We start from the raw sequence: 26,196 nt of genomic DNA on the forward strand, positions 1-26,196 counted from the left end.
GCGGTCACGCAGTGGACCCGTCCCCCCGGTCTCCACTCCGACCTAGGCGGTGCAATTGACGCGATGATGTGGTGCGGGTGACCGGCGCGCGAAGATTTGGCGACGGGAACGTGCCGTTTCGATGACCGCGAACCGTCCGGGCAATGACGGCACGATGACAGCGCGCCCTCAAGTCATTGACGAACGGAGAGAAGTCCGGAAGCGGCCTATTCGGGCCCGATCGCCCTTGGCTTGGCGTCCTCGTCGATGGCGACGAACGTGAAGATCGCCTCGGTGACCTTTACCTCTTGTTTCCCGCCCTCGCGCGTGGCGACGACCTCGATACGGATGGCCATCGAGCTGCGCCCGACGCGTTCGACCCGTGCGTAGACGCTGATGAGGTCGTGAAGAAGAATGGGGGCGATGAACTCCATCGAATCGATTGCCACGGTCGCTACCTGCCCGCCAGCACGCCGCGCCGCGACGATGCCGCCCGCGATGTCCATCTGGCTCAGCACCCAGCCCCCGAAGATATGGCCGTTGGCGTTGATGTCGCTCGGTCGCGGAACGACCCGCAGAATGGGAGAGAGATCGTCGGTGTTCATGGAAGCTCGCTGTCCTTGTCGGCGTGAAGGGGATTGGCGTCATGGGCGTCGGCGTCGTAGCCGGCCTGCGCGCTGAAATAGAGAAGCGTCATCAGGAAGGTCGCGGTCAGCATGGTCCCGCCCGCCAGGATGAAGGTCGCGATGACGAGATGGATCGAAGGCGATGCGTCGATCGAGACGACATAAGCCACGGCTGCCACGCCGATCGCGAGACTGAGAAGCGCCATCCGCTTGAGCGTGCGGCGCAGCCGTTTGAAACGGTGTGCGGTCAATTCGGGTTCGGGTGCGGGCATGAAGGCCGAGATGGCGTTTGAGTGCATCGCTGACAAGCCTGCGGATCCCCCGCCAAGCGCTGCTACGCCAATACCTTATATATAGGGACTATGCGGTGATGCCTTGCGCGAGATCATATCGGCGGCGGGAATCATTGTTCGCCGAACCGGTCGGAATCATCATTTCCGACGCCGTCTTCGCTGCATTGCGCCTCGATTCACGCCGGGAATCACCTCTCCGAAAGATGATTCTGAACCGATTCTGCGGTTGGGGCACTTGAGAGACATTCGAAACGGGACCTCGCGGGCTCGACGGCGCCCACTTTGTTCAGGTCGCAGTAATGGCGGATTTGCTAGATAAATTCTCGTCGACGGGGCGATCAGTCAAGAAATTGCCACCTTTTTTCAAAAAAGCCGTTGACGGATTTGGAGGTCCCACATATATGCCTCCTCACAGCAGCGGCGGCGCCCACTCGGGACCGCCACCGCGGCGCTTCTCTCTAGTCGGTAACACGACGCCCGGTACCACAAGCACCGGGCAGGAAAGCGTTTTTGCTCTTTGACATTGTCGGTTAGAATGAAGGGACATGCGGGCGGCGGCCCGGCATCCGGAACACTAGGTTCGGGTCTGTCGGTAAATAATAAGCCGTTCCAATTGGGTGCCACCTTCGGGGTTCTTCGACCTCGTTGGATCAATGGTACGCATGTCCAAAAACGCAAACACACCAGATTGTGATTTTTGTGCAGGAACGGCTCCTAGTCAGCCGGTCGCACTGGTCGGGTTATTCCCCCGGCCTTGTCGATCGGTCATCAACTTGAGAGTTTGATTCTGGCTCAGAACGAACGCTGGCGGCATGCCTAACACATGCAAGTCGAACGAACCCTTCGGGGTGAGTGGCGGACGGGTGCGTAACGCGTGGGAAACTGCCCTGGGGTGCGGAACAACAGTTAGAAATGACTGCTAATACCGCATAATGACTTCGGTCCAAAGATTTATCGCCCTTGGATGTGCCCGCGTTGGATTAGCTTGTTGGTGGGGTAAAGGCCTACCAAGGCGACGATCCATAGCTGGTCTGAGAGGATGATCAGCCACACTGGGACTGAGACACGGCCCAGACTCCTACGGGAGGCAGCAGTGGGGAATATTGGACAATGGGCGAAAGCCTGATCCAGCAATGCCGCGTGAGTGATGAAGGCCTTAGGGTTGTAAAGCTCTTTTACCAGGGATGATAATGACAGTACCTGGAGAATAAGCTCCGGCTAACTCCGTGCCAGCAGCCGCGGTAATACGGAGGGAGCTAGCGTTGTTCGGAATTACTGGGCGTAAAGCGCGCGTAGGCGGCTTTCCAAGTCAGAGGTGAAATCCCGGGGCTCAACCCCGGAACTGCCTTTGAAACTGGATCGCTAGAGTCTTGGAGAGGTGAGTGGAATTCCGAGTGTAGAGGTGGAATTCGTAGATATTCGGAAGAACACCAGTGGCGAAGGCGACTCACTGGACAAGTACTGACGCTGAGGTGCGAAAGCATGGGGAGCAAACAGGATTAGATACCCTGGTAGTCCATGCCGTAAACGATGAGAACTAGCTGTCGGGGCCCATAGGGTTTCGGTGGCGCAGCTAACGCATTAAGTTCTCCGCCTGGGGAGTACGGCCGCAAGGTTAAAACTCAAAGAAATTGACGGGGGCCTGCACAAGCGGTGGAGCATGTGGTTTAATTCGAAGCAACGCGCAGAACCTTACCAGCGTTTGACATCCTCTGACGGTTACTGGAGACAGTTTCCTCCCTTCGGGGCAGAGTGACAGGTGCTGCATGGCTGTCGTCAGCTCGTGTCGTGAGATGTTGGGTTAAGTCCCGCAACGAGCGCAACCCTCGCCTTTAGTTACCAGCATTCAGTTGGGTACTCTAGAGGAACTGCCGGTGATAAGCCGGAGGAAGGTGGGGATGACGTCAAGTCCTCATGGCCCTTACGCGCTGGGCTACACACGTGCTACAATGGCGGTGACAATGGGCAGCAAACTCGCGAGAGTGAGCAAATCCCCAAAAACCGTCTCAGTTCGGATTGTTCTCTGCAACTCGAGAGCATGAAGGCGGAATCGCTAGTAATCGTGGATCAGCATGCCACGGTGAATACGTTCCCAGGCCTTGTACACACCGCCCGTCACACCATGGGAGTTGGTTTCACCCGAAGATGGTGCGCTAACCTTTTAGGAGGCAGCCAGCCACGGTGGGATCAGCGACTGGGGTGAAGTCGTAACAAGGTAGCCGTAGGGGAACCTGCGGCTGGATCACCTCCTTTCTAAGGATCATGGCGGTAGAGTTAGCTCACGCTACTCTCCTCCTGTCCAAAGAACATTGCCGCCGTCCTCATGTCCCTTCATTTCGGAACGCTTCCCTTCGGGGGAGTTTGCCTGAGCTGGCTTACGCCGCCTGCGGCTTCAATGCCGGTCAGGACTGGTATAGGTCCGTAGCTCAGTTGGTTAGAGCGCACCCCTGATAAGGGTGAGGTCGGTGGTTCAAATCCACTCGGACCTACCAGCAATTTCTGGTCAGGGGCCTTAGCTCAGCTGGGAGAGCACCTGCTTTGCAAGCAGGGGGTCATCGGTTCGATCCCGATAGGCTCCACCAGTGATTGCCAGACAGTTCCGTTATGAAGATCCGAAATCCGGCCTAGCCGGTAGGTGCGGTTTGCGCACCGTCTTTGACATTGTGAATGGGTTCTAGAAATCGATGCCGTGGACGGCATTCTCTTTGAGAATGTTCGTACACAACATTAATTGATTATCTAGCTGAGCTGACCATCCCCGCCGAGTTTGAGGGGTGGTCAGATTTATACCGCACCGCCGACTTCAATCGACGCCTTGTTATGCAAAAGGCCTGTCGATGGTGGTGTGGATTCTCAAGCGTGAGGTAAGGGCAATTGGTGGATGCCTTGGCATGTACAGGCGATGAAGGACGTGGCACGCTGCGATAAGCTGCGGTGAGGTGTGAGCAACCCTTGACCCGCAGATTTCCGAATGGGGAAACCCAACTTCACCATTTATTTTCTTTCGACCCTCGTGGTCGCTCGAAGATAAATGGGAAAGTTATCACCTTAGTGAATATATAGCTTTGGTGAAGCAAACCCGGAGAACTGAAACATCTAAGTACCCGGTGGAAAAGACATCAACCGAGATTCCGTTAGTAGTGGCGAGCGAACGCGGACCAGGCCAGTGCCATTAAGTGAATTAGCAGAAGGATTTGGAAAGATCCGCCAGAGTGGGTGATAGCCCCGTATGCGAAAATGATCTTAATGGACTTGAGTAGGGCGGGACACGTGTAATCCTGTCTGAATATCGGGGGACCACCCTCGAAGCCTAAATACTCGTACATGACCGATAGCGAACAAGTACCGTGAGGGAAAGGTGAAAAGCACCCCGATTAGGGGAGTGAAACAGTACCTGAAACCGGTTGCCTACAAGCAGTGGGAGGATCTTTATGGTCTGACCGCGTACCTCTTGCATAATGGGTCAGTGACTTACTGTATCGAGCAAGCTTAAGCCGTTAGGTGTAGGCGAAGCGAAAGCGAGTCTGAATAGGGCGAATAAGTTCGATGCAGTAGACCCGAACCCCGGCGATCTAGACATGGCCAGGTTGAAGGTGCGGTAACACGCACTGGAGGACCGAACCGTTGTATGTTGAAAAATGCTCGGATGAGCTGTGTCTAGGGGTGAAAGGCCAATCAAGCCGGGAAATAGCTGGTTCTCCGCGAAAACTATTGAGGTAGTGCCTCGGATGGTTTCCTCAGGGGGTAGAGCACTGGATGGATGCGGGCTGCGCGAGTGGTACCAATTCTAACCAAACTCCGAATACCTGAGAGTATAGTCCGGGAGACAGACGGCGGGTGCTAAGGTCCGTCGTCAAAAGGGAAACAGCCCTAACCTACAGCTAAGGTCCCCAAGTCATCACTAAGTGGGAAAGCATGTGGGAATCCCAAAACAACCAGGAGGTTGGCTTAGAAGCAGCCATCCTTTAAAGAAAGCGTAACAGCTCACTGGTCTAATTAAGGGTTCCTGCGGCGAAGATGTATCGGGGCTAAAGTGATGCACCGAAGCTTAGGGTTCGTGATTTATCACGAGCGGTAGCGGAGCGTTCTGTAAGTCTGTGAAGCCGAAGGGTAACCGACGGTGGAGATATCAGAAGTGCGAATGCTGACATGAGTAGCGATAAAGAGGGTTAGATGCCCTCTCGCCGAAAGCCCAAGGGTTCCTGCGCAATGCTAATCAACGCAGGGTGAGTCGGCCCCTAAGACGAGCCCGAAGGGGGTAGTCGATGGGAAACAGGTTAATATTCCTGTACCTGGAGATGTGTGACGCATGGCGGACGTTGTTCTTCCTTATCGGATTGGAAGGGCAGCCAAGTTGTGCCAGGAAATAGCCTCTCCATTAAGACCGTACCCGAAACCGACACAGGTGGGCAGGTAGAGTATACCAAGGCGCTTGAGAGAAGGGTGTTGAAGGAACTCGGCAAATTGCCTCCGTACCTTCGGAAGAAGGAGGCCCTGGATCGACGCAAGTCTTTTCAGGGGGCACAGGCCAGGGGGTAGCGACTGTTTATCAAAAACACAGGGCTCTGCTAAGTCGGCTTCAAGACGACGTATAGGGTCTGACGCCTGCCCGGTGCTTGAAGGTTAAAAGGAGGAGTGCAAGCTCCGAATTGAAGCCCAAGTAAACGGCGGCCGTAACTATAACGGTCCTAAGGTAGCGAAATTCCTTGTCGGGTAAGTTCCGACCTGCACGAATGGCGTAACGACTTCCCCACTGTCTCCAACACCTGCTCAGCGAAATTGAATTCTCCGTGAAGATGCGGAGTACCCGCGGTTAGACGGAAAGACCCCGTGCACCTTTACTGCAGCTTCAGAGTGGCTGTGGGAAACATTTGTGTAGGATAGGTGGGAGGCTTTGATCATTCGGCGCCAGCTGGATGTGAGCCATTGGTGAAATACCACCCTGATGTTTTCTACAGTCTAACCTCGATCCGTTATCCGGATCAGGGACCCTCTGTGGCGGGTAGTTTGACTGGGGCGGTCGCCTCCTAAAGAGTAACGGAGGCGCGCGATGGTAGGCTCAGGACGGTTGGAAACCGTCTGCAAGAGTGCAATGGCATAAGCCTGCCTGACTGCGAGACTGACAGGTCGAGCAGAGACGAAAGTCGGTCATAGTGATCCGGTGGTCCCTCGTGGAAGGGCCATCGCTCAACGGATAAAAGGTACGCCGGGGATAACAGGCTGATAACCCCCAAGAGCTCATATCGACGGGGTTGTTTGGCACCTCGATGTCGGCTCATCACATCCTGGGGCTGGAGCAGGTCCCAAGGGTTTGGCTGTTCGCCAATTAAAGTGGTACGTGAGCTGGGTTCAGAACGTCGCGAGACAGTTTGGTCCCTATCTGCCGTGGGCGTCGATACTTGAAAGGAGTTGCCCCTAGTACGAGAGGACCGGGGTGAACATGCCTCTGGTGGACCTGTCATCGTGCCAACGGTGCAGCAGGGTAGCTATGCATGGACGGGATAACCGCTGAAAGCATCTAAGCGGGAAGCCTCCCTTGAGATAAGGTATCATAGAGTCGTGGAAGACCACCACGTTGATAGGCCGGGTGTGGAAGCGCAGTAATGCGTGGAGCTAACCGGTCCTAATTACTCATTTCGCGCTTGAGAGTCCCACCATCATCGACAGTCCTTTGGATTGATCATGATGCGGTATATCTCAGCAAGATAACGCCCTTCGATTTCTGGAATACTTCATACGACGATCCCATAGCTTGGTGACCATAGCGTCCGTGACCCACCCGATCCCATCCCGAACTCGGACGTGAAACCGGACAGCGCCGATGGTACTTCAGCTTAAGCTGCGGAAGAGTAGGTCGTCGCCAGGCTTTGCGATCGCCGTATGAAGTGCCCATTCACAATTCATGAAAAGCCGCTGCCGGGGTTCCCTGAGCGGCGGCTTTTTCATTTCGGGTCCTCTACAGGGATCCGCCGGTGACGCGGGGTGGAGCAGTCCGGTAGCTCGTCAGGCTCATAACCTGAAGGTCGTTGGTTCAAATCCAACCCCCGCAACCACCAACAGATTTACAAGAGGCGTCCTTCGGGGCGCCTTTTTTATTGTCGCGCTTTCGAAGGGCTTGCGTCGCAAACCCGAAGAGCCGGGCGATTTATCTCCATCCCTCGCGCCACACGCGTTCCCATTCTACCCCTGAGATGCGGGCTCTGGCGACGCGCAACCGCTACGCCATCTGCGCAACATGCACCCTTGGTGCAACAAGATCGTTGAACCCTCGACGGCGCTTCTCGCCGCAGTGGCTGGACAGATGAACGCGCAGACCGACCTCTCCCCGACCGCCTTCTGGCTGGTCTATAACCAGGCATCGCATTCGACCGACGAGGCGCTGGTAGCCGCCTTCCGAGAGCGGATTGCTAGCGTTGGGGCGCGTATCGTGGGCGAGACCGATTTTCCCCGCGAACCCATTCCCGAGATCGACGAGCTCGAGGCTGCCGATGCCGAGGTTCTCATCGCCTATGGCGGAGACGGCACCATCACCTGTGCGGCAAGCGCGCTCTCCGAATGGGGCGGCGCTATTCTCGCGCTGCCTGGCGGAACGATGAACCTCGTTCCCAAGAAGCTGCACGGCGACACCGACGCGCTCGCGGTGCTCGACCGCGTGCTCGCCCGCCCCAAGCGGACGGCGCTACCCTATGTTTCGGTCGGGGAGCATCGTTCCTACGCGCGCATCATCGCCGGCCCCGCGGCGCATCTCGTCAGCGTGCGCGAAGGCGTTCGCGACGGGGACTTCCGCCGTGCCTGGCGCGCGCTGAGGTTGGTCTGGAAGCTGATGTTCGCGGCGGACGTCCGGATTGACACGGACGATGCGAAGCTGAGTGCGGTGATGGTTCATGCCGAGAGCGGCGACCTGCTCGCAGTCGACCCGGTTCGCAAAGGCGGTGTCTTTCATGCGCTCCGTCTTGCCTGGTCGTGGCTCGGTGGCCTGCTGCTCGAGGATGGAGCGCTCCGCCGGGAGGAACTCCCCCGCGTCCGCGTCGAGGGCCGGGGCAGAATGCACATCGTCATCGACGGCGAGGAAATGCGCCTCGAGGGCCCGCTCGATCTGGTTCCCAACGCGGGAGCGTCCTGCTTCCTGGTCGCGGACGACGACGCCTAGAGCCGCGCGTGGCCCTCGATCAGTCGTTTCACGACGTCGGGATCGGCGAGCGTCGAGGTGTCTCCCAACTGGTCGGGTTCGCCCCCGGCGATCTTGCGCAAGATGCGTCGCATGATCTTGCCCGACCGCGTCTTGGGAAGCGCCGGGGTGAAGTGAATCCTGTCCGGGGTCGCGATCGGTCCGATTTCGCTGCGGACATGCGCGCGAAGCTCGGCGGCGAGCGCGTCGCTTGGCTCGGCGTCGGCGATAAGCGTGACATAGCAGTAGATGCCCTGCCCCTTGATATCGTGCGGGAAGCCGACGACCGCGGCCTCGGCGACCTGCGAGTGCGAAACCAGCGCGCTTTCGACTTCGGCGGTGCCCAAGCGGTGGCCTGAAACATTGATCACATCGTCCACGCGGCCGGTGATCCAGTAATAGCCGTCCGCGTCACGGCGGCATCCGTCACCCGTGAAATAGGTGCCGGGATAGGCGCTGAAATAGGTCTGCACGAAGCGTTCGTGATCGCCGTAAACGGTGCGCGCCTGCCCGGGCCAGCTGGCGGTAACGACGAGATTGCCTTCGGCCGCGCCCTCGAGCGTGTTGCCGTCGGCATCCTTCAGCGCCGGCTGGATCCCGAAGAAGGGCAGGCCAGCGCTGCCGGGCTTCATGGCGTGCGCGCCGGGGAGCGTCGTGATCATGTGACCCCCGGTCTCGGTCTGCCACCAGGTGTCGACGATCGCGCAGCGCCGCTCGCCGACGATCTCATAATACCAACGCCAGGCTTCGGGATTGATGGGTTCGCCGACCGTGCCGAGGATGCGGAGCGAGGAACGGTCGTGCGCGGTCACGAACGCATCGCCTTCGCGCATCAAGGCGCGGATGGCGGTGGGTGCGGTATAGAAACTTGCGACCTGATGGCGCTCGACGATCTGCCAGAAGCGACCTGCGTCGGGCCAGGTCGGCACGCCTTCGAACAGGAGACTGGTCGCGCGATTGAGAAGCGGACCGTAGACGATGTAGCTGTGGCCCGTCACCCAGCCGATATCGGCAGTGCACCAATAGGTTTCGCCCGGCTGATAGTCGAAGGTGTAATGGAAGGTCGCCGCGGCCCAGACACCATAGCCGCCGGTGGTGTGGACGACGCCCTTGGGCTTTCCCGTGGAGCCCGAGGTGTAGAGGATGAACAGCGGATCCTCGGCCGCCATCTCCTCGCAGGGGCAGTCCGCATCGCTCCGCACATCGTCCAGCCAATGGTCGCGGCCCTCGGTCCAGTCGGCCGCGCCGCCGGTGCTTTTGACGACGAGGACGGCGTCGACGGTGACGCCGTCGAGCCTGCAGGCGGCATCGACATTGGACTTCAGCGGAACCGTCTTTCCGCCGCGCCGCCCCTCGTCGGCGGTGATGACGAACCGGCTGTCGCAATCGCGTAGCCGACCAGCGAGGGCCTCGGGCGAGAAGCCGCCGAACACGACCGAATGGACCGCGCCCAGACGGGCGCAGGCGAGCATCGCGGTCGCGCCTTCGAGGATCATCGGCATGTAGAGCGTGACCCGGTCGCCCTTGCGCACGCCGACGGCTTTGAGCGCATTGGCCATCGCGACCACTTCGCGCTGGAGCTCTGCGTAGCTGACGTGGCGCGCGGGCTGCGACGGGTCGTCGGGTTCTAGGATGAAGGCGATCTCATCCCCATGCCCTGCCTCGACATGACGATCGACGGCATTGTGACAAAGGTTGAGCCGCCCGTCCGCATACCAGCGAATCTCCACCGGATCGAACGACCAGTCCCCGGCTTGCGTGGGCGCTTTCGCCCAGTCCAGCCGCTCGGACTGCTCGAGCCAGAAGGCATCGGGTTCCTCGACCGAGCGGCGGTAGAGCCGGTCGTAATCCTCGGCGCGCGCGTGCGTGTCGGGGTGGATCGACGGGGGCGGGACGGTGGTGGACATTACGGGCTCTCCTGACAGCCCGCGCAGCCTAGCGCTTTTAGCTGGCGTCGCGCCAGCGGGCGATCGTCCGGTCGATCATCTCCACCTCGCCGCCCTCACGCTGCCAGAGTTTGGCGAACTCAGGATCTTCCGAGGACGGGCGTTTTTCTTCCTCGAGCGTGTCGAAACGCACGCGCACGGGGATGGCGACGCCTTCGCCGCTCATGACCGCCTCGCGGTTGCGCAGCGCGGGGATCGCATCGACGAAGCCCTTGGCGCCTTCGGGGATGGCGGCGGCGACGACCGCCTGGTCGCGGTGGTTGTTCAATCGCATCGCGATGATCGTTCCGCACTGCGAGAGCACGCCCTCGGCAAGGTCGGACGGGCGCTGGGTCACGAGGCCGAGGCTGACGCCATATTTGCGACCTTCCTTGGCGATGCGCTCGAGCACGCGGCGCACCGCCTGCCCTTCGTTCTGATGCTCGTCCTTGGGGATGTAGCGATGCGCTTCCTCGCAGATGAAGAGCAAGGGGTGCTGGTCTTCCGCGCGGCTCCAGACCGCATAGTCGAGCGCGAGGCGGCCGAGCATGGAGACGACGGTGTGGACGACATCGGACGGCACGCCCGAGACGTCGATGATCGATAGCGGCTTGCCCTCGGCGGGGAGGCGGAACAGGAGGCGCAGCACCTCGCCCATATTGTCCTCGACCATCATGCCCGCGAACAGGAACTGGTAGCGCGGGTTGAGCCGCAGCTCGTCCAGCTTCTTGATGATGCGCTTGTATGGTGCCGCATCGCCCGGCCGGTCGAGACGCCCCATCTCGTCCATCAGGATCTGGTGGAGGTCGGAGAGCAGGTAGGGGACGGGGCTGTCGGCGGTGATGCGCTGGGTATTCTGTCCCTTGGCGCGCGCGTTGCGGACGCGGGCCTCGAGCACGCACTTGGCGAGGATGTCGAGATCGCGCATCCGCTCACTTCCCTCGCTCGTGAGCAGCACCTCGCCATGTTCGATGAGATTCATCAGCCAATAGGGCAGTTGCAGATTGTCGACGTTGAACAAGGCGGCGTTCGACCCGAAGGCGGCCCCATATTCGCCGTGGGGGTCGATCATCACGATATGGCCCTTGGGGGCGAGGTCGGAGATGCGGTGGAGGATCATCGCGGTGGCGGTGGACTTTCCCGTTCCAGTCGAGCCGAGGATGGCGAAATGCTTGCCGAGCATCGGGTCGACGGTGAGCGTGCCGCGGATCTCGCTGGTCGGGTAGACGGTGCCGACCGACACGTGGGTGCGCGTGTCGGGCGCGTAGATAGCGCGCATGTCGTCGGTGGAGACGGCGTGCACCGCATCGCCCGGCATGGGGTACAAGGTCACGCCCTGCTGGAAGCGTTCGAGCGTGCCACCGTCGCCCGACTTGCCCTCGCCGACGAAATCGATCTCGGCGACGAGCCGGTCGTCGGCGTCGGCGTGAAGCGCACGCACGTTGGCGACGACCCAGTCCTTGCCGACGCGCATCTTCACCTGGGCGCCGACCTGGCCCGCGCGGGCGATGGCGGGATCGCCATGCTCCTTCAATCGCGCGATCGCGGCGGCATCGAGATGGATCGAGGAGGAGGCACCCGCGACGTCGGCTACGGTGCCGATGCGGGTGGGAGGGGCGCCCTGCGAGGCGCTTGATCCGTGACTGTCCATACTTGCGCTCCGCTTATCTGTTTTGCGCGAAGTTAACCGCTGGAGGGGTCCGCGCCAAGCGCCGTCTGATTGCGCCGTTCCGGAGCAACCAACCGAGCAGGTGACCGTTCGACTTTAGGTGGCGTTAACCATTGCGCGATATCGCAGTCGCGTAGCCACGAGGACGAACCTTCATGTTTGCAGCCCATTTCCATCGACTGTCGCTCCGCGCTGCGGCCCTGCATGCCGCGCTGCGCGACAATCTGGGGACGGTGATGCTGGCGTGGGTGGCGATCGCCATGCTGGGGACGGCGGCGCGTCTCGCGGTCGGGCCGGTGGGCGGCTCTACGATCGAACTCAAGACGCTGACGCCCTACTTCCTGGTGATCGGCGCACCGCTCGCCTCGATGGCGCTGGCGCTGCACTGGTTCCGCGACGGCAACCCCCTGCCGCAGCCGGCGATTCGGTTCGCGCGGGCCGGCAAGTGGCGCACCGTGGAGGCCGCAGAAGCCCGCGCGCATACGCTTTACGGGCCGACGGGGCTGATGGTCAGCCTGCTCGTCGGAATGTTGATGAACCTGCCGTTCCGCGCGGGCGAATATTTCCTCGCCATCCCTGCGGTCAGCGGCGCACTGCCCGCGTGGCTGGCGACCCTGCATTTCATGATGACGCTCGACGTCGTGCTGCTGTCCTCGCTCTACGTGATCGCCTTCGTGGCGGCGCTCCGCAAGGTGCCGCTATTCCCGCGCATCCTCGTGACAGTGTGGGCAATCGACCTGACGATGCAATTGGTGATCGCGGCGATGGTGTCGGCGAACCCGCTGCCGCCCGGTGTCGGCGAGGCGCTGCTGCCGATGCTCGATGCCAATGTGAAGAAGGTGCTGATCAGCGTGGCGCTGTGGACGCCCTACCTATTGCTCTCGACCCGCGTGAACGTGACCTACCGGCATCGTTTGCCCGCCTGATTCGCTTCTCCAAGCCTGAAGCTCGACGCATCGATTCCCCGATTCGCGCTGCGATGAAGCCTAATCTAGGTCATATAAATCGTTGTATTTGTTCCACATCAGGACAAAAAGCGACTGGCCAAATTTTATGAGCCCTCTCCTGAAACGGCTAAAATCGTTAGATTCCAGCGGTTTATGAACCTCCCGCGATGGTAGGTCGTATAACGCAACTTCAATAAATCTAGTTGACGCAAAGTTAATAGCGGGCATTCTTATGGACATCCGGAGCGCGAATGCTTTTGCGCAAGGGGTTGTCGGAAAAGTCTTTTCGCTCAGTCCCCTGTCTCGCTCTTCGGCCATTGGAAGGCATTTCCACAATGGGGGGTGCCGGAGACATTAGGGGACTGAACATGACCAATTTCATTAACATGCTTCGCGACGAAGCCGGCGCCTCGGCGGCCGAATATGCGCTCATTCTCGCCATCGTCGGTTCGGCGATCGCTGTCGCCGCAATCGCGCTCGGCGGCGCTGTTGGAAACGCGATGAACGATGCCGCCAACTGCATCGAGACCGACGGCGTTTCCTGCTAATTGCACGATCGCTTTAATCGGATCGGGCGGTTCGTGCCTTCGGGTGTGAGCCGCCCGTTTCGTCTCGGAGCCTCATCTTGAGATTCCAGACGAAATGAAATTAGGTCAAACACCATAATGGTGATATAACGACCGCGTAACGCATATTCCGGGGGTATCGACGTGAGAAGACAATCGGTTATCGCCATTGCCATCGCGCTCGTCCTAGGGCTCGTCGCGGTCTATCTTGCCAACAGCTATTTCACTGCGCGCGAGGGGGCGATCGATCGCTCCGATGTCGCGATGACGCAGGTCGCGGTGGCCGCCGTGCCGCTCGCCTACGGGCAGGAAATCACGCCCGACCGCATCCGCTTCGCCTCTTTCCCGACCGACAGCCTGCCGCCCGGCTCGTTCGCGAGCGAGGATCTGCTCTTTCCCGATGGGCAGACGCGCCATGCGCTGCGCACCATCCAGGTCAACCAGCCGCTCCTCGCCAGCGACATCACGGGCGAAGGCGAAGGCGCTTCGCTAGCCGCGACGCTGACCGACGGGATGCGCGCGGCGACCGTCCAGATCAACGCCGTCTCGGGCGTGGCGGGCTTCATCAAGCCCAACGACACGGTCGACGTTCTCGTCACCCGCTCGAACGACACGCAGACCGAACAGATTACTGACTTGCTGCTCCAGAACATCCGCGTGATCGCGATGGACCAGGATGCGCAGGGCGGAAACGACCAGCCTGCGGTCAGCTCGACCACGACGCTGGAAGTGACGCCGATCGAGGCGCAGAAGCTGGCGCTCGGCCAGTCGCTCGGCAGCCTCAGCCTCGTGCTGCGTAAGCCTGGGATGGAGAATGACAGCGGGATGCTGCGGACCATCAGCCTCGATGACCTTCGCTACGAAATGACCGGCGAGATGGTGACACGGCGCAGCGAAGCGGGCGAACCGACGCGCGCCGCGGCCCGGGTCACGCGTCCCCAGCGGCGCGTCAACCGGACGGCGAGCGCGCCCGCGCGCCCCAGCCCGCCGCCACCGCCGCCCAAGCCGCAGGTCGAAGTCACACGGGGCATGGAATCGCAGAGCTACGAGGTGGGGGACTATGATCGCTAGCAGGATGAAGGCCGCACTGACGGCAAGCGCGCTGGCGCTGACGGGGGCCGCGATGGCCGCACCCGCCGCCGCGCAGGTCTATACATCGGGCGAGGATGTCCATGCGGGCAACCTCGATGTCGCGATGAACAAGAGCGAGGTGCTGCGGCTCGACCGCCCCTTCGCGCGCGCTTTGGTCGGCAATCCCGAGATCGCCGACGTGCTCCCGCTGTCGGACCAGAGCCTCTACGTGCTCGGCCGCCAGATGGGGACGACGAGCCTGACGCTCTACGATGCGCGCGACCGGCTGATCGCCGTCATCGACGTGTCGGTGGGGCCCGATGTCATCTCGCTGCGGCGCGAGCTGTCGCAGAGCCTCGGCGCCGACGCGATCGGCGCGCGGATGGTCGGCAACAATATCGTCCTCGACGGCATCGTCTCCTCCTCGGTCGCGGCCGACCGCGCGATGCGGCTGGCGGCGGTCTATGCGGGCGAGGGCAATGTCATCAACATGATGTCGGTCGGCTCCTCACAGCAGGTGATGCTCGAGGTGACCTTCTCCGAGGTGAGCCGCGGCGCGCTGAAGGAGCTGGGGTCCGGCCTGTTCGTCAATAACAGCGATTTCAGCTCGGCCTTCGGCGCCGGTGCGGGCGTCAGCCAGGGCGACGACGGCATCGTCACCACGATCGGCGAAGTGGTGGGCAGCTTCGGCACCTTTACGGGCAGCTTCGCGCTGTTCGGCGCGCAGATCACCTCGATCCTCGACGCGCTCGAGAGCAAGGGGCTGGTGACGACGCTCGCCGAGCCGACGCTGGTGACGCTGTCGGGCGAGCCCGCGACCTTCCTTGCGGGCGGCGAGTTTCCCATTCCGGTCGCCCAGCAGGGCAGCGACAGCGACGGCGGCGCCATCACCGTGGAATTCAAGACCTTCGGGGTGAGCCTCGCCTTCACGCCGACGGTGCTGGCGGACGGGGTCATCAACCTCGTGGTGGCGCCCGAAGTCAGCTCGATCGACCCCACCGCCTCGGTGACCATCGGCGGCATCACGGTGCCCGGCCTCTCGACGCGGCGCGCGGAAAGCGTCGTCGAACTGCGCGACGGCGAGAGCTTCGCGCTGGCGGGGCTGCTGCGATCCGACTTCCAGACGACGGTGCAGCAATTCCCCATTCTCGGCAGCCTGCCGATCATCGGGACGCTGTTCCGCTCGACCCGCTTCCAGCGCAACGACACCGAACTGGTGATCGTCGTGACGCCGCGGCTGGTGCGGCCGCAACCGGCGGGGAGCTATCGCTATCCGACCGATTATGCGGGGCCGCCCGACGAGATCGACCTGTTCCTGCTGGGACGGACCGACAGCGCGACGGCACCCGTGCCCTTGCCCGGGGCGCCGGTAACGCCGGTGTGGAACCCGATCGGCGAGCGCCCGACGCCCGCCTCGCCCGATTATCGCGGCAGCGCGCCTTCGGGCGGCGGTGCGGCGAGCGGCGGGATGGCGATGGTCGACACGAACGCGATCGAACTGGAGGTGGGGCATGACTATTAGGAACATCGCCATTGCGGGGCTGGCCGTCATCGGGCTGTCGGCCTGCGCGCCGGTCAACCACCAGTTCGGCGAAGCGGTCGCCTGGAACAAGGCGGTCCAGACCGAAAACCCCGATCCCGTCTATCCCGAGGACGGCGCCCAGCCCGGCGACAATGCCGAAGTGGCGGCGGAAGCGGCCGCAGCGCATCGCGAGGGCCGCGTCGAACGGCGCACCGTCTCGACGGGTGCCGGCGGCGGTGCGTCGGGCGGAAGTGGTCTTGGAACCGGCAGCGGCGGCGGTACACCTCGCTAGGAGATGAAGGATGTTCGGACAGGAACTGTTTCGATCCACTGACGGCGCGGTGGCGCCGCTGATCGGAATCAGCCTGTTCGCGCTGGTTGGGGTCGCGGGCATCGCCTTCGACTATTCGCGTATGGCGACGCTCGACAGCGAACTCCAGAATGCCGCCGACCAGGCCGCGCTCGCTGCGGCCAGCCAATTGGATGGCGGCACGGGCGCCTGCCAGCGCGCGGCGGCAGCGGCGGTGGCGCTTCTCGACAACGGAACGCGGCTCGCAAACGACGGTGGCGGATACAAGATCGACGTCGCCAACGAGGTGACCTGCGACGCAACGGGCGATATCCGTTTCTACCAGAGCTACAACCAGACGACCGACACCTACGGCTCGGCCGCGACGAGCGATGAAAACGCCAATGTGGTCGAAGTCTATGTCGATGCGCGGCGCGTGAACTTCGCGCTCACGCCGGTGGTCGGCGCGCTCAACAGCGGCGATATCAAGGCCGCCGCGGTCGCGAGCCTGCAAAGCGCGATCTGCAACGCGCCGCCGCTCATGATCTGCAATCCCAAGGCGAGCCCGACCGCGACCGACAAGCTGACCGCCTCGGTGCCGGTCGGAACGGGCTTTCGCGTGACGGGGCACGGCAACACCAAGGAGTGTCAGGGCGCCGGGAGCGGATCGAAGAAATTCAACTACGACAGCGATGGCGACGGGACGAACGATCAATATTGGATCGACACCAACGGCGACGGCTCGCTCGATTTGCATTGCGCGGGCAACGTCACCGCCTGGGCGCCGGGCGATTTCGGCTTTCTCGAGATCGGGGACGGATCGAACAAGCAGCTGAAGCAGGCGCTCGCCTATCAGCAGCTCGATTTCGAATGTCTCAAGGATCTCAACCAGCGCCCCAACACGGGCAACCCGCAGGGCCTCTACGACGCCATCAATACGCGTTTCGGCATCTATGACTTCTCGCTGACGGCGGCGGGGGGCGATCTCGACCAGTGCAAGAATGGCAACTGCCCCGCGGCGACCAACTGGCGGATGGGGCTGGTCAACAGCACGCTCGGTGGATCGAACAAGAAGTGCGGACTGTCGCCGGGCAACAGCAACAACGGGTTCGACCTTCCCGCGAGCCCCTACTGGCCCAAGCTGCACTCGAACATCACCACGGGCGGCGCCACGCACGATACGTCGAAATATGCGTCGATCGGCAAGATGGGCTATCCGCGCGATCTTTGCCATTACAACAGCTACGGCGCGTCCTGCCCGTCGGGGTACAACGGCAAGGTCGGCAACGCCAACTGGGGACGCGTCGACTATTTCAACCATGTCCACGGCATCAGCACGCCGCCCTCGAACATCACACGTTACCAGACCTACATGTGGGAGCAGGGCAAGCTCACCGTCACCGGACTGGCGGGCAAGACGCCGACCGCGCTGGGCGCCAACAGCTGTTCGATCGGAACGCCGGCACCCGGCCTCGACCGCCGCGTCCTGACCGTCGCCGTGGTCAACAATTGCGCGGCACTGTCGGGAAGTTCGACCAACGTCGTGATTGGCGAGTTCGTCGACATGTTCCTCGTCGAGCCGGTCGTCGATCTTCAGCCCGCCGAATATAATGGCGAGGTCAAGGACAGCATCTACATGGAGCTGATCGGGCCCGCGGGTGCGGGCTCGGCGCAGCTCCAGTCGACGGTGCGCCAGGTTCCGGTGCTGATCCGATGACAAGGGTCGCCGCCTTGATCCGCGACATTCGCGGCAGCGCCGGAGCCGAGATGGCGTTGTCGCTGCCGTTGCTGCTGACGCTGCTGTTCGTCTCGATCGAGATGGGCAACTATGTCTACAGCGAGCACCGGCTGGTGGAATCGGTGCGCGATGGCGCACGCTTCGCGGCGCGCACCGACCTCGCCAATTTCCCCTGTGCAGGCTCGACCAATGCAACACTCGTCACCACTACGCAAAAGGTGGTCCGGACGGGGACCGTGTCGGGAACCGTCGACCTGCTGCCCAAATATGACGATCAGGCCGCCTACATCAACGTGACGCACAGTTGCACGACGAGCGTCACTCCCGACGCCACCACCGGGGCAACGGTCGCGATCGGCGGAATCTACAAGACCAGTCCGACGGGCGCGCCGGTCGTCAACATCGATGCGAGCGTGCCCTATCGGAGCATCCTCGGTGCGATGACCGGCTCGACCGTCCTCAGCCTCACGCTGCGGGCCGAGCAGGAAGCGCTGGTGATCGGTTTTTAGATGGCGCGCGCATTTCTCCATATGCTGGCCGATCGGCGTGGGGCAGGGGCGGCCGAATTCGCGCTCGTCCTGCCTTTGCTGCTGCTGCTCCTGTTCGGGATGATCGATAGCGGCCGCATGTTCTTCGAGATCAACGAGGCGCGCAAGGCGACGCAGGTCGGCGCGCGCGTGGCGGCGGTGACCAATCTCGTCGAGCCGGGGCTGGCGGGATCGTATCTCGGCAAGACCTACACCGACAGCGGCGGGACGACGCGGACGCTGTTCCAAGGCGATCGTATTCCCAAGGAGGCGCTGGGGACGGTTCGGTGCGACACCACGCAATGCAGTTGCCAGACCGGGCCCTGCCCGACCGCAGGCACCTATGACGACACTGCTTTCGATACGGTGGTTGGGCGCATGACGAACCTCTATGCCCCGATTTCGGACAGCAATGTTATCATACGTTATTCCGGGTCGGGTTTGGGCTATGCAGGCAATCCGCACGGCGCCGACGTCTCGCCCGCCGTTACGGTGGAGTTGACGGGTATTTCGTTCAGGCCGCTGACCTTCTTCGGCCTGGGAACGTTAACCCTTCCCAACCTGAACTCGACCGTGACCGCCGAGGACATGGTCGGCGCGCAGTCGAACTGATCGAAACGGAACGGACGTGAGTAAATTGGACCCGCACCAGACCGATGACAACGGCTTCCGCTCGACCGTGACGGGCAATGCGGTCCAACTGTATCTGTTCGACCCCGGGGAAGCGGCGGGCGAGGTCGGGAGCGGGCGTCTTGCAGGGTTTCCGGTCGAGCTCTTTTCGATCGAGACCATCGAACAGCTCGCTCCCGAGCATCTGGCGGGCGCGGTCGCGGCGGTCATCCAGATCAATCCCGACGATGATGCGGGTGTGCGGGCCTTCGAGAAGCTCGCCGCTTCGACCGATCGCGCGCTGTTGGCGGCGATGTACGAGCCGCCGCTGGCGCGCGTGCGCGAACTGCATCGTGCCGGGGCCCACGACGTCGTGCCGCTGCCGCTCGACAAGGCCGACCTGGAACGAAGCCTCGCGCCTGTCCGCACCGCGCATGAAGCGGCGCGCGAGCAGCGGGCAGGCCGTGCCGCACGATTGGTCTGCACCATTCGCAGCGAAGGCGGGATCGGCGCCACGGCACTGACGACGCAACTCGCGACGCGTTATGCGGAAAGGCGCGCCGCCGAAGGTCTCGATGCCTGTCTGATCGATTTCGACCTGCAATTCGGCGATGCGGCATTCCAGCTCGGGCTGAGCCCCAAACTGACGATCACCGATCTCATCGCTGCGGGCGCGCGCGCGGATGGCGACCTGCTGCGCACGATCGCGAAGCGTCACGCGAGCGGCCTCCAGGTCATCGCCGCGCCGCGCGACATCACGCCGCTCGATACGCTCTCGCCCGAACGTGCGCTGATGCTTGCGCAACTGGCGATGCGCGAGTTCGGGACGGTCTTCCTCGACCTTCCGTCCAACTGGACCGACTGGTCGCTATCGCTCCTCGCTCGCGCCGATCTCGTCCTCCTAATGACCGAATTGAACGTGTCGAGCCTCAATCGCGCGCGGCGGCAGCTGGATCTCATCCACAGCCAGGATCTGGGATCGCTCGATCTTCGCGTCGTGGTCAACCGGTTCGAGAAGGGCTTGTTCAAGCTGGTCGACCAGTCGGACCTCGAGCGCGTCCTCGGCCGTCCGGCGGACTATCTCCTCCACCGTGAGGACGAGACGATGAAGGAGACGATCGAGCAGGGCATCCCGATGCGCGACGTGCGCAGACGCTCGACGCTCGGCAAGGATCTCGACAAGATGAGCGACAGCCTCGCCGACATTCTGGTGCGGGAGGGCTGAGCGCGATGTGGAACATCAAGAAGAGCTATCCCGAGGACCCGCCGCGCGCCGATGCGGACGCGCCGGCACCGGAGATCGCGGCCGACGCCTCGTCCGACGAGACACGCAAGCTTCTCCAGGCTGGGGACGCTGCGGCGAATGTACGGGACAAGACCATCGAGCTGAAGGTCGAACTGCATCAGCGGCTGCTCGACCTCATCAACCTCGCCGCGCTCGATACGATGAGCCGCGAGCAGGTCAAGGACGAGATCGGCGCGATCGTTGCCGAGGAACTCGCCAAGCAGAGCCACGCGCTCAACAATGCCGAGCGGCTGGCGCTGACCGACGACGTCCTCGACGAACTGCTGGGATTGGGGCCGCTGGAGCCGCTGCTCAAGGACACGTCGATTACCGATATCCTGGTGAACGGCGCGGACAATGTCTTCGTCGAGCGCTACGGCAAGCTCGAACCCTCGCCGGTGCATTTCAAGGACGAAGCGCATCTGGTGCGGATCATCCAGAAGATCGTCTCGGCGGTCGGTCGTCGGATCGATGAAAGTTCACCGATGGTCGATGCGCGTCTTGCCGACGGAAGCCGCGTCAATGCCGTCGTCCCGCCGCTGGCATTGGACGGGGCGCTATTGTCCATCCGCAAGTTCGCCAAGGTGCCGATCGGTCTCGATCGACTGGTCGAGATCGGGTCGCTGCCGGCCGAAGTCGCCGAAGTCTTGCAGGCGGCGGTGGTCGCGCGGCGCAACATCATCATCTCGGGGGGCACGGGCTCGGGCAAGACGACCATGCTCAACGCCTTGTCGCGGTCGATCGACGCCAGCGAGCGGATCGTGACCATCGAGGACAGTGCCGAACTGCAATTGCAGCAGGACCATGTCGCACGGCTCGAAACGCGCCCGCCCAATATCGAAGGTCGCGGCGAAATCGCGGCGCGCGACCTCGTGAAGAACGCGCTGCGCATGCGGCCCGACCGCATCATCGTGGGCGAGGTGCGCGCCGGCGAGGCGTTCGACATGCTCCAGGCGATGAACACGGGCCACGACGGGTCGATGACCACGATCCACGCCAACACGCCGCGCGACAGCATTTCGCGCCTGGAGCAGATGATCGGCATGAGCGGGATCGACATTCCCGAGCGATCGAGCCGTGCGCAGATCGCTTCGGCCGTCAATATGATCGTCCAGGTCTCGCGCCTTTCGGACGGTCGACGCCGCCTCACCAGCGTGGCCGAGATCACCGGCATGGAAGGCGAGATCATCCAGATGCAGGAGATCTTCCGCTTCAAGAAGACGGGCGTTGCCGAGGACGGCATGGTCGAGGGTCATTTCGAGGCGACGGGCGTGCTGCCGCGCTTTCTCGACGTCGCCTCGGCCTATGGCGTCAACCTCTCGAGCGACCTCTTTCGTCCCGACAGGTCGTTCGAATGATGGCGCCCGCCATCCTGAAGGCGATCGTCCTCGTCTTCATCTTCGGCGCGACCTTCATCCTCGCCGAATATATCGCGCGTATCGTCGCGCGCCAGCGGGGTGCGGGACAGGCGATCAACAAGCGGCTCGAACTGATCGAACGCGGGATGAGCCGCGAGGAAGCCGCGGTGATCCTGCGGCGCGACCAGAACAACAGCTTCGCCGACCTCCCGACGTTTCTCGCCCGCCCGGCGCAGCAACTGGCAAAGCTGATGTATCAGGCGGGACTGCGGTCCTCTCCTGCGCAACTCGTCATGTTGATGCTGGCGCTGCCGATCGTCTTGTTCCTGCTGCTGCTGTTCGCGGGGTTCAGTTTCGGGATCGACATGGTCTTCGGGCGCATCGTCCTGTTTCTCGGCGTGGCGCTGGCGTTCGGCGTGGTACTGCCATTGTTCATCCTGCGCTTTCGCGCCCGCGGACGTCGCAAGAAGATGGAGGAGCAATTCCCCGTCGCCCTCGACATCTTCGTGCGCGGGCTTCGTGCAGGCCATCCCATCGCGGCCGCGCTCGAACTGCTCCCGCAGGAAATGACCGACCCGCTGGGGAGCGAATTCGGCCTGATCGTCGACGAGGTCACCTATGGCCGCGACCTGCGCGATGCCCTCGACGATTGCGCGGACCGCTGGGACCTCGAGGACATGCGGATGTTCGTGGTGAGCCTGTCGATCCAGCAGGAGACGGGGGGCAACCTGGTCGAGATTCTCGAAAATCTCAGCAAGGTGATTCGCGATCGCCACGCCTTGTTCCTCAAGGTGCGCGCCCTGTCGTCGGAAGGGCGGATGACGGCGCTGATCCTGTCGGCGCTGCCCGTCGGTGCCTTCATGCTGATCTTCATGATCCAGCCCGTTTTCTATCTCGAAGTGGCCGAAGATCCGATCTTCGTTCCGGGCTTCGTCGCGCTGACCGTCCTGTGGATGCTGGGCGTATGGATCATGCGCAAGATCATCGACATCAAGGTCTGAGGAGCGAGGGGGGACGTCATCATGCTCGAACTGCTCGCCAACAACGATCTCGCGCGATATCTCATCCTCGCGCTGGTCTTCCTCGCGGTCGTCATCGTCACGATGATCGTCAGTGGGCGCGTGTCGCAGCGACAGGCGGTCAAGGAGCGGCTGACCCCGCACGGAACTGCCGAGAAGGGACGGACCGCCGCCAACCTTCGCGCCGATGCGGCGCAGGGCCGCTGGGTCGATATCGTCAACCGGATCGAGAAAGCGGGCCTGTCGCTGGTCGATACGCGCAGCGCCACGCTACGCAAGCGCCTGATCGCCGCGGGCTACACCTCCCCGGTCGCGCCGCGCGTCTATACGCTGCTGCGCTTCGTGCTGGTGCTCGGCCTGCCCGCGCTCGTCATCATCCTGGCCTGGGCCTCGGGTCAGGACAGCCTGATCAAACTCTATTTCGCGGGCATCATCTCGGCGCTGCTCGGCCTTTACGTCCCGAGCCTCGTCGTCACCATCAAGGGCGACCGGAGACGCGAGCAGTTGCTCAACGGCTTTCCCGACGCGCTCGACCTCATGCTGGTGTGCGTCGAGGCGGGGCTGGGGCTAGAAAGCGCGTTCAACCGCGTCGGCATGGAAATGGCCCGTTCGCACCCGCTGCTGGCCGAACAGTTCGCCATGGTGACGCTCGAGATGCGAGCGGGTCGGAGCCGCGAGGATGCATTGCGGCGGCTGGCGGATCGCTCGGGCGTCGACGACATCCGCGCCTTCGCGACCCTGCTCGTCCAGTCGACCAAGCTGGGCTCCTCGATCGCCGCGACGCTGCGGACCTATGCTGCCGAAATGCGTGAGAAGCGGCGGTTGCGCGCGGAAGAGCGGGCGCACCGCGTTCCGGTGCTGCTGTCGATGCCGCTGGTGGGCTGCATGCTGCCCTCGATGATCGGCGTCTTGATGATCCCTGCGGTCATCCGCGTCATTCGCAGCATCGTGCCGGCACTGGGATGAGAAGCAAGAGGAGAGGATCATGACGACACGAACCTCGAAACTGACGATCGCGATGCTGGGCGCGGGGCTCGCCGCCTGCACGACAGCCGGACCCGACGTGCGCATGATCGAACGACCGATCAGCGATGCGCGGCTGCCCGTCAACGAGCGGCTGGCAGAAGGCAATGCCATGCTGCGGCTCGGCAATATCGGGCTCGCGATCGAGGCGTTCCGCAAAGCGCGGCGCTACGATCCCGAAAATCCCGACGTCTACGTGATGCTTGCCTCCTCGTACGACCGGCTCGGGCGCGGCGACCTTGCGACCCTCAACTACGAACAGGCATTGGCGCTCGCCCCGCACCGGCCCGACCTCTACGTCGCCCTGTCGGGCGCGCTGGCGCGGCAGGGACGACATGCCGAGGCCCGGGCGGTGCTCTCGGAGTCGGAGCGGCGGCAGGCCCTGCTCGACGCCGAGGAGTACGCGCGGGAGAACGACGCGGCGGATGAGCTGCGCGTCCATGTCGAGGCGGCGCTTGTCGAAAGCGAACGGGCAGCGCGCGCGCGCGCGGTGACCGTCAGGCGGTCTGCACCCGATACGCGCGAGCGGGGTCCCCGGCTCGAGCGCATGGCGCGCGGCGAGGTCCTGTTGCGCACCACGAACGCGCCGGCCTGGGAACAGGCCGACGCGGCACCGCGCACCACTCCGGCGCCAGACGTCGCATCGGCGTCGCCATCGCCGGCAGTTCCGGCGGTGCAGGAGCTACGGATCGACCGTGCTGCGCTGGCCGACCAGCCGGTTCGCCTTGCGGCGCGCGCCGAGCGGCTCGAGGATGATGCGATCACGCTCGAGAAGGTCGCGATCAATGCGCCCGCGCCTCCCGTGCCGCTCGATCGCGAACGGCTCGACGACCGGCCGCTGCGTCTCGCGACGCTGGCACCCGAGACCGCGCGCCCGGATATCACGGTCGTTCCCGTGCCGTCGATCGAACGCGCCCCGATCGATCGCGGCAGCTTGTCGGACCGGGCTCCGGAGTTGATCGCGGAGGCGACGCGGATCGACACGGCGGCGGTTCTGGATGCTCCGACGACGGTCACGCTGCCGGCGGCGTTTGCGCAAGTTGGTGCGGAAGCCGACGAGCAACAGGCGCGCATCGATCTTGAACGGCTCGTCGAAACCTTCCTGCTCGACGACATGCTGATCGACCTGCTGGCCGACGAGGGACTGGGGACGCGCGCGCAATTGAAAGCATTCGCCCAAGCCTCGCGGGCCGGGTCGGCGCCGCGCATCTTGCCGATGGGGGCGATGCGCGGCATCGCGGCGCTCGCCGAATGATTCTGTCCGCGCTGATGACCATGCTGCTGTTCCAGCCCGCGCCGGAACGCACGCTCGACGAGGCGCACATCGCGCTCGACGCGGGGCGCGTGGAGCAGGCCGACCTGCTGATGCGCCGGGCCGCGACGCAAGGCGCGGACACGGCGGCGGTGCAGGCACTGGCTGCGGACGTCGCCTTCCTGCGCGGCGACTATGCGCAGGCTTTCGCTTATTATCATCACCAGCTGCTGACCTTCCCCGACAATCGCGTAATGCTCGAACGGGCGGCGCTAAGTGCGCTCAAGGCCGACCGGATGAACGATGCAGGCCCGCTGCTGGCCCGCGCGGTGCGGGTGCCGGGTGCCAGTTGGGTGACCTTCAACGCCGCAGGGGTCGTGGCCGATCGGCAAGGGCGGTTCGCGGAGGCGCGGGAGCATTATGCGCGCGCTTCGGCGCTAGCGCCGTCGAGCGCCACTCCGGTCGCCAATCTGGGCTGGTCGTTGATGCTCGAAGGACGCTGGGCCGACGCCCGCGCACCGCTCGGGAGAGCTTTACAGCTCGATCCCACCCATGCGCGCGCACGGGCCAATCTCGCGATGCTCGACCATCTGACCGCCGCCGACCTCCCGCTCCGGACGGGCGGCGAGACCGATGCCGACTTTGCCGCCCGCCTCAACGACGCGGGCGTCGCGGCGGCGGTGCGCGGCGATACCAAGCGTGCGGTCGCGGCCTTTACGCGAGCCATTGCGGCGCGGCCCGTCTATTACGAACGAGCCGCACATAACCTCGAGGCCGTCGAGGCGCGTCGATGAGCCTCGTTGCGGGGCCCCTGTGGTCGTTCGGACTGTTCGCGGCGCTGATGTTTCTGGCGGCGATGCAGGACATGCTCACCAACAAGATCTCGAACTTCATCGTTCTGGGGCTGCTCGTCGCCGGCGTCGCCACGGCGCTTGCGATCGGGATTGATGCCGACCTTCTCCAGAATATCGGGATATTGGTGGCGTTCCTCATCCTCGGAACCGCTCTTTTCTCGGCGGGAATCCTCGGGGGCGGCGACGTGAAGCTGATCGCGGCCAGCGCCTTCTGGTTCGCCGCGAGCGACGTTCCCCGGCTGCTGATCGCGATCGTGCTGGCGGGCGCGGCGTTGCTGCTCGTCTGGTTGCCTTTGAAGATGATGCGCAATCGCGGCGCCGGCGAGAACGGCGCCGAGAAGGTCCCGCTGATGAAGCAGAAGACATTGCCCTATGGCATCGCAATTGCCGCGGGAAGTCTGCTCGTCGGCTACCAGATCCACACCGCACCGCCCCCGATGTTCACTTTGTGACGGGTTGACCCTTTGGTGCCTCCA

20 protein-coding genes, 3 tRNA genes and 3 rRNA genes are annotated in these 26,196 nt (G+C 63.0%); 22 read left to right on the top strand and 4 right to left on the bottom strand.

Annotation, left to right across the window (positions count from 1 at the left end; translation table 11 throughout):
- Positions 1-206 precede the first annotated feature (206 nt).
- Positions 207-584 (bottom strand): acyl-CoA thioesterase, encoded by a 378-nt coding sequence (locus tag WJS89_RS08355; protein ID WP_346340486.1) that lies wholly within the window; start codon positions 582-584, stop codon positions 207-209.
- Positions 581-877: a hypothetical protein gene (locus WJS89_RS08360; protein WP_346340487.1), complete on the bottom strand. Its 297-nt coding sequence runs from the start codon at positions 875-877 to the stop codon at positions 581-583. The genes WJS89_RS08355 and WJS89_RS08360 overlap by 4 nt, the downstream gene beginning before the upstream one ends.
- Before the next feature lie 790 nt (positions 878-1,667).
- Here WJS89_RS08360 and WJS89_RS08365 point away from each other — a divergent pair.
- The 7 genes from WJS89_RS08365 (at position 1,668) to WJS89_RS08395 (ending at position 8,048) form a co-directional block, all read left to right on the top strand.
- A 16S ribosomal RNA gene (locus tag WJS89_RS08365) occupies positions 1,668-3,151 on the top strand.
- Between the two features lie 162 nt (positions 3,152-3,313).
- Positions 3,314-3,390: transfer RNA gene (locus WJS89_RS08370), tRNA-Ile, on the top strand.
- Between the two features lie 14 nt (positions 3,391-3,404).
- A tRNA-Ala gene (locus WJS89_RS08375) sits at positions 3,405-3,480 on the top strand.
- Between the two features lie 272 nt (positions 3,481-3,752).
- Positions 3,753-6,545 (top strand): 23S ribosomal RNA (locus tag WJS89_RS08380).
- A 104-nt stretch (positions 6,546-6,649) separates the two neighbouring features.
- A 5S ribosomal RNA gene (gene rrf / locus WJS89_RS08385) occupies positions 6,650-6,764 on the top strand.
- The 16S, 23S and 5S rRNA genes sit together here with 3 tRNA genes alongside, the layout of an rRNA operon.
- Positions 6,765-6,874: 110 nt before the next feature.
- Positions 6,875-6,951: transfer RNA gene (locus WJS89_RS08390), tRNA-Met, on the top strand.
- 182 nt (positions 6,952-7,133) lie between these two features.
- Entirely contained in the window at positions 7,134-8,048 is a 915-nt protein-coding gene (locus WJS89_RS08395) for a diacylglycerol/lipid kinase family protein (RefSeq protein ID WP_346340488.1), read from the top strand.
- Here the strand turns inward: WJS89_RS08395 and acs are convergent.
- Positions 8,045-9,973, bottom strand: coding sequence for an acetate--CoA ligase (gene acs, locus WJS89_RS08400; protein ID WP_346340489.1), 1,929 nt, complete (start codon positions 9,971-9,973; stop codon positions 8,045-8,047). The genes WJS89_RS08395 and acs overlap by 4 nt on opposite strands.
- Before the next feature lie 37 nt (positions 9,974-10,010).
- Complete coding sequence (locus WJS89_RS08405) at positions 10,011-11,642, bottom strand: ATP-binding protein (RefSeq protein ID WP_346340490.1); 1,632 nt, start codon at positions 11,640-11,642, stop codon at positions 10,011-10,013.
- Between the two features lie 173 nt (positions 11,643-11,815).
- On the opposite strand from WJS89_RS08405, the gene WJS89_RS08410 reads away from it, so the two are divergent.
- The 15 genes from WJS89_RS08410 to WJS89_RS08480 all read left to right on the top strand — a co-directional run bounded on the left by WJS89_RS08410 (position 11,816) and on the right by WJS89_RS08480 (position 26,172).
- Positions 11,816-12,586: a DUF2569 domain-containing protein gene (locus WJS89_RS08410; protein ID WP_346340491.1), complete on the top strand. Its 771-nt coding sequence runs from the start codon at positions 11,816-11,818 to the stop codon at positions 12,584-12,586.
- A 389-nt stretch (positions 12,587-12,975) separates the two neighbouring features.
- Complete coding sequence (locus WJS89_RS08415) at positions 12,976-13,155, top strand: Flp family type IVb pilin (protein WP_346340492.1); 180 nt, start codon at positions 12,976-12,978, stop codon at positions 13,153-13,155.
- Positions 13,156-13,317: 162 nt separating this feature from the next.
- Positions 13,318-14,244 (top strand): Flp pilus assembly protein CpaB, encoded by a 927-nt coding sequence (gene cpaB / locus WJS89_RS08420; protein ID WP_346340493.1) that lies wholly within the window; start codon positions 13,318-13,320, stop codon positions 14,242-14,244.
- Entirely contained in the window at positions 14,234-15,766 is a 1,533-nt protein-coding gene (locus WJS89_RS08425; RefSeq protein ID WP_346340494.1) for a type II and III secretion system protein family protein, read from the top strand. The genes cpaB and WJS89_RS08425 overlap by 11 nt, the downstream gene beginning before the upstream one ends.
- Positions 15,756-16,058 (top strand): hypothetical protein, encoded by a 303-nt coding sequence (locus tag WJS89_RS08430; protein ID WP_346340495.1) that lies wholly within the window; start codon positions 15,756-15,758, stop codon positions 16,056-16,058. Before WJS89_RS08425 ends, WJS89_RS08430 begins: the two co-directional genes overlap by 11 nt.
- A gap of 10 nt (positions 16,059-16,068) precedes the next feature.
- Positions 16,069-17,772, top strand: coding sequence for a pilus assembly protein TadG-related protein (locus WJS89_RS08435; RefSeq protein WP_346340496.1), 1,704 nt, complete (start codon positions 16,069-16,071; stop codon positions 17,770-17,772).
- The gene (locus WJS89_RS08440) at positions 17,769-18,302 is read left to right on the top strand and encodes a TadE/TadG family type IV pilus assembly protein (protein WP_346340497.1); all 534 of its coding nucleotides are present in this window, start codon (positions 17,769-17,771) and stop codon (positions 18,300-18,302) included. The genes WJS89_RS08435 and WJS89_RS08440 overlap by 4 nt, the downstream gene beginning before the upstream one ends.
- Complete coding sequence (locus WJS89_RS08445) at positions 18,303-18,932, top strand: TadE/TadG family type IV pilus assembly protein (protein ID WP_346340498.1); 630 nt, start codon at positions 18,303-18,305, stop codon at positions 18,930-18,932.
- Between the two features lie 16 nt (positions 18,933-18,948).
- Positions 18,949-20,154: a CpaE/TadZ family protein gene (locus tag WJS89_RS08450; protein WP_346340499.1), complete on the top strand. Its 1,206-nt coding sequence runs from the start codon at positions 18,949-18,951 to the stop codon at positions 20,152-20,154.
- A gap of 5 nt (positions 20,155-20,159) precedes the next feature.
- Entirely contained in the window at positions 20,160-21,572 is a 1,413-nt protein-coding gene (locus WJS89_RS08455) for a TadA family conjugal transfer-associated ATPase (RefSeq protein ID WP_346340500.1), read from the top strand.
- The gene (locus WJS89_RS08460) at positions 21,569-22,573 is read left to right on the top strand and encodes a type II secretion system F family protein (protein WP_346340501.1); all 1,005 of its coding nucleotides are present in this window, start codon (positions 21,569-21,571) and stop codon (positions 22,571-22,573) included. The genes WJS89_RS08455 and WJS89_RS08460 overlap by 4 nt, the downstream gene beginning before the upstream one ends.
- A gap of 21 nt (positions 22,574-22,594) precedes the next feature.
- A complete protein-coding gene (locus WJS89_RS08465; protein WP_346340502.1) occupies positions 22,595-23,557 on the top strand; it encodes a type II secretion system F family protein in 963 nt (320 codons plus the stop codon).
- Positions 23,558-23,576: 19 nt separating this feature from the next.
- On the top strand, positions 23,577-24,869 hold the full coding sequence (locus WJS89_RS08470; RefSeq protein ID WP_346340503.1) for a tetratricopeptide repeat protein: 1,293 nt from the start codon (positions 23,577-23,579) through the stop codon (positions 24,867-24,869).
- A complete protein-coding gene (locus WJS89_RS08475) occupies positions 24,866-25,660 on the top strand; it encodes a tetratricopeptide repeat protein (RefSeq protein ID WP_346340504.1) in 795 nt (264 codons plus the stop codon). Before WJS89_RS08470 ends, WJS89_RS08475 begins: the two co-directional genes overlap by 4 nt.
- Positions 25,657-26,172, top strand: a complete 516-nt coding sequence (locus WJS89_RS08480; protein WP_346340505.1) for an A24 family peptidase — start codon at positions 25,657-25,659, stop codon at positions 26,170-26,172. The genes WJS89_RS08475 and WJS89_RS08480 overlap by 4 nt, the downstream gene beginning before the upstream one ends.
- Positions 26,173-26,196: the final 24 nt, after the last annotated feature.

It is taken from the genome of Sphingomicrobium aquimarinum (assembly GCF_039655735.1).
Classification (GTDB): domain Bacteria; phylum Pseudomonadota; class Alphaproteobacteria; order Sphingomonadales; family Sphingomonadaceae; genus Sphingomicrobium; species Sphingomicrobium aquimarinum.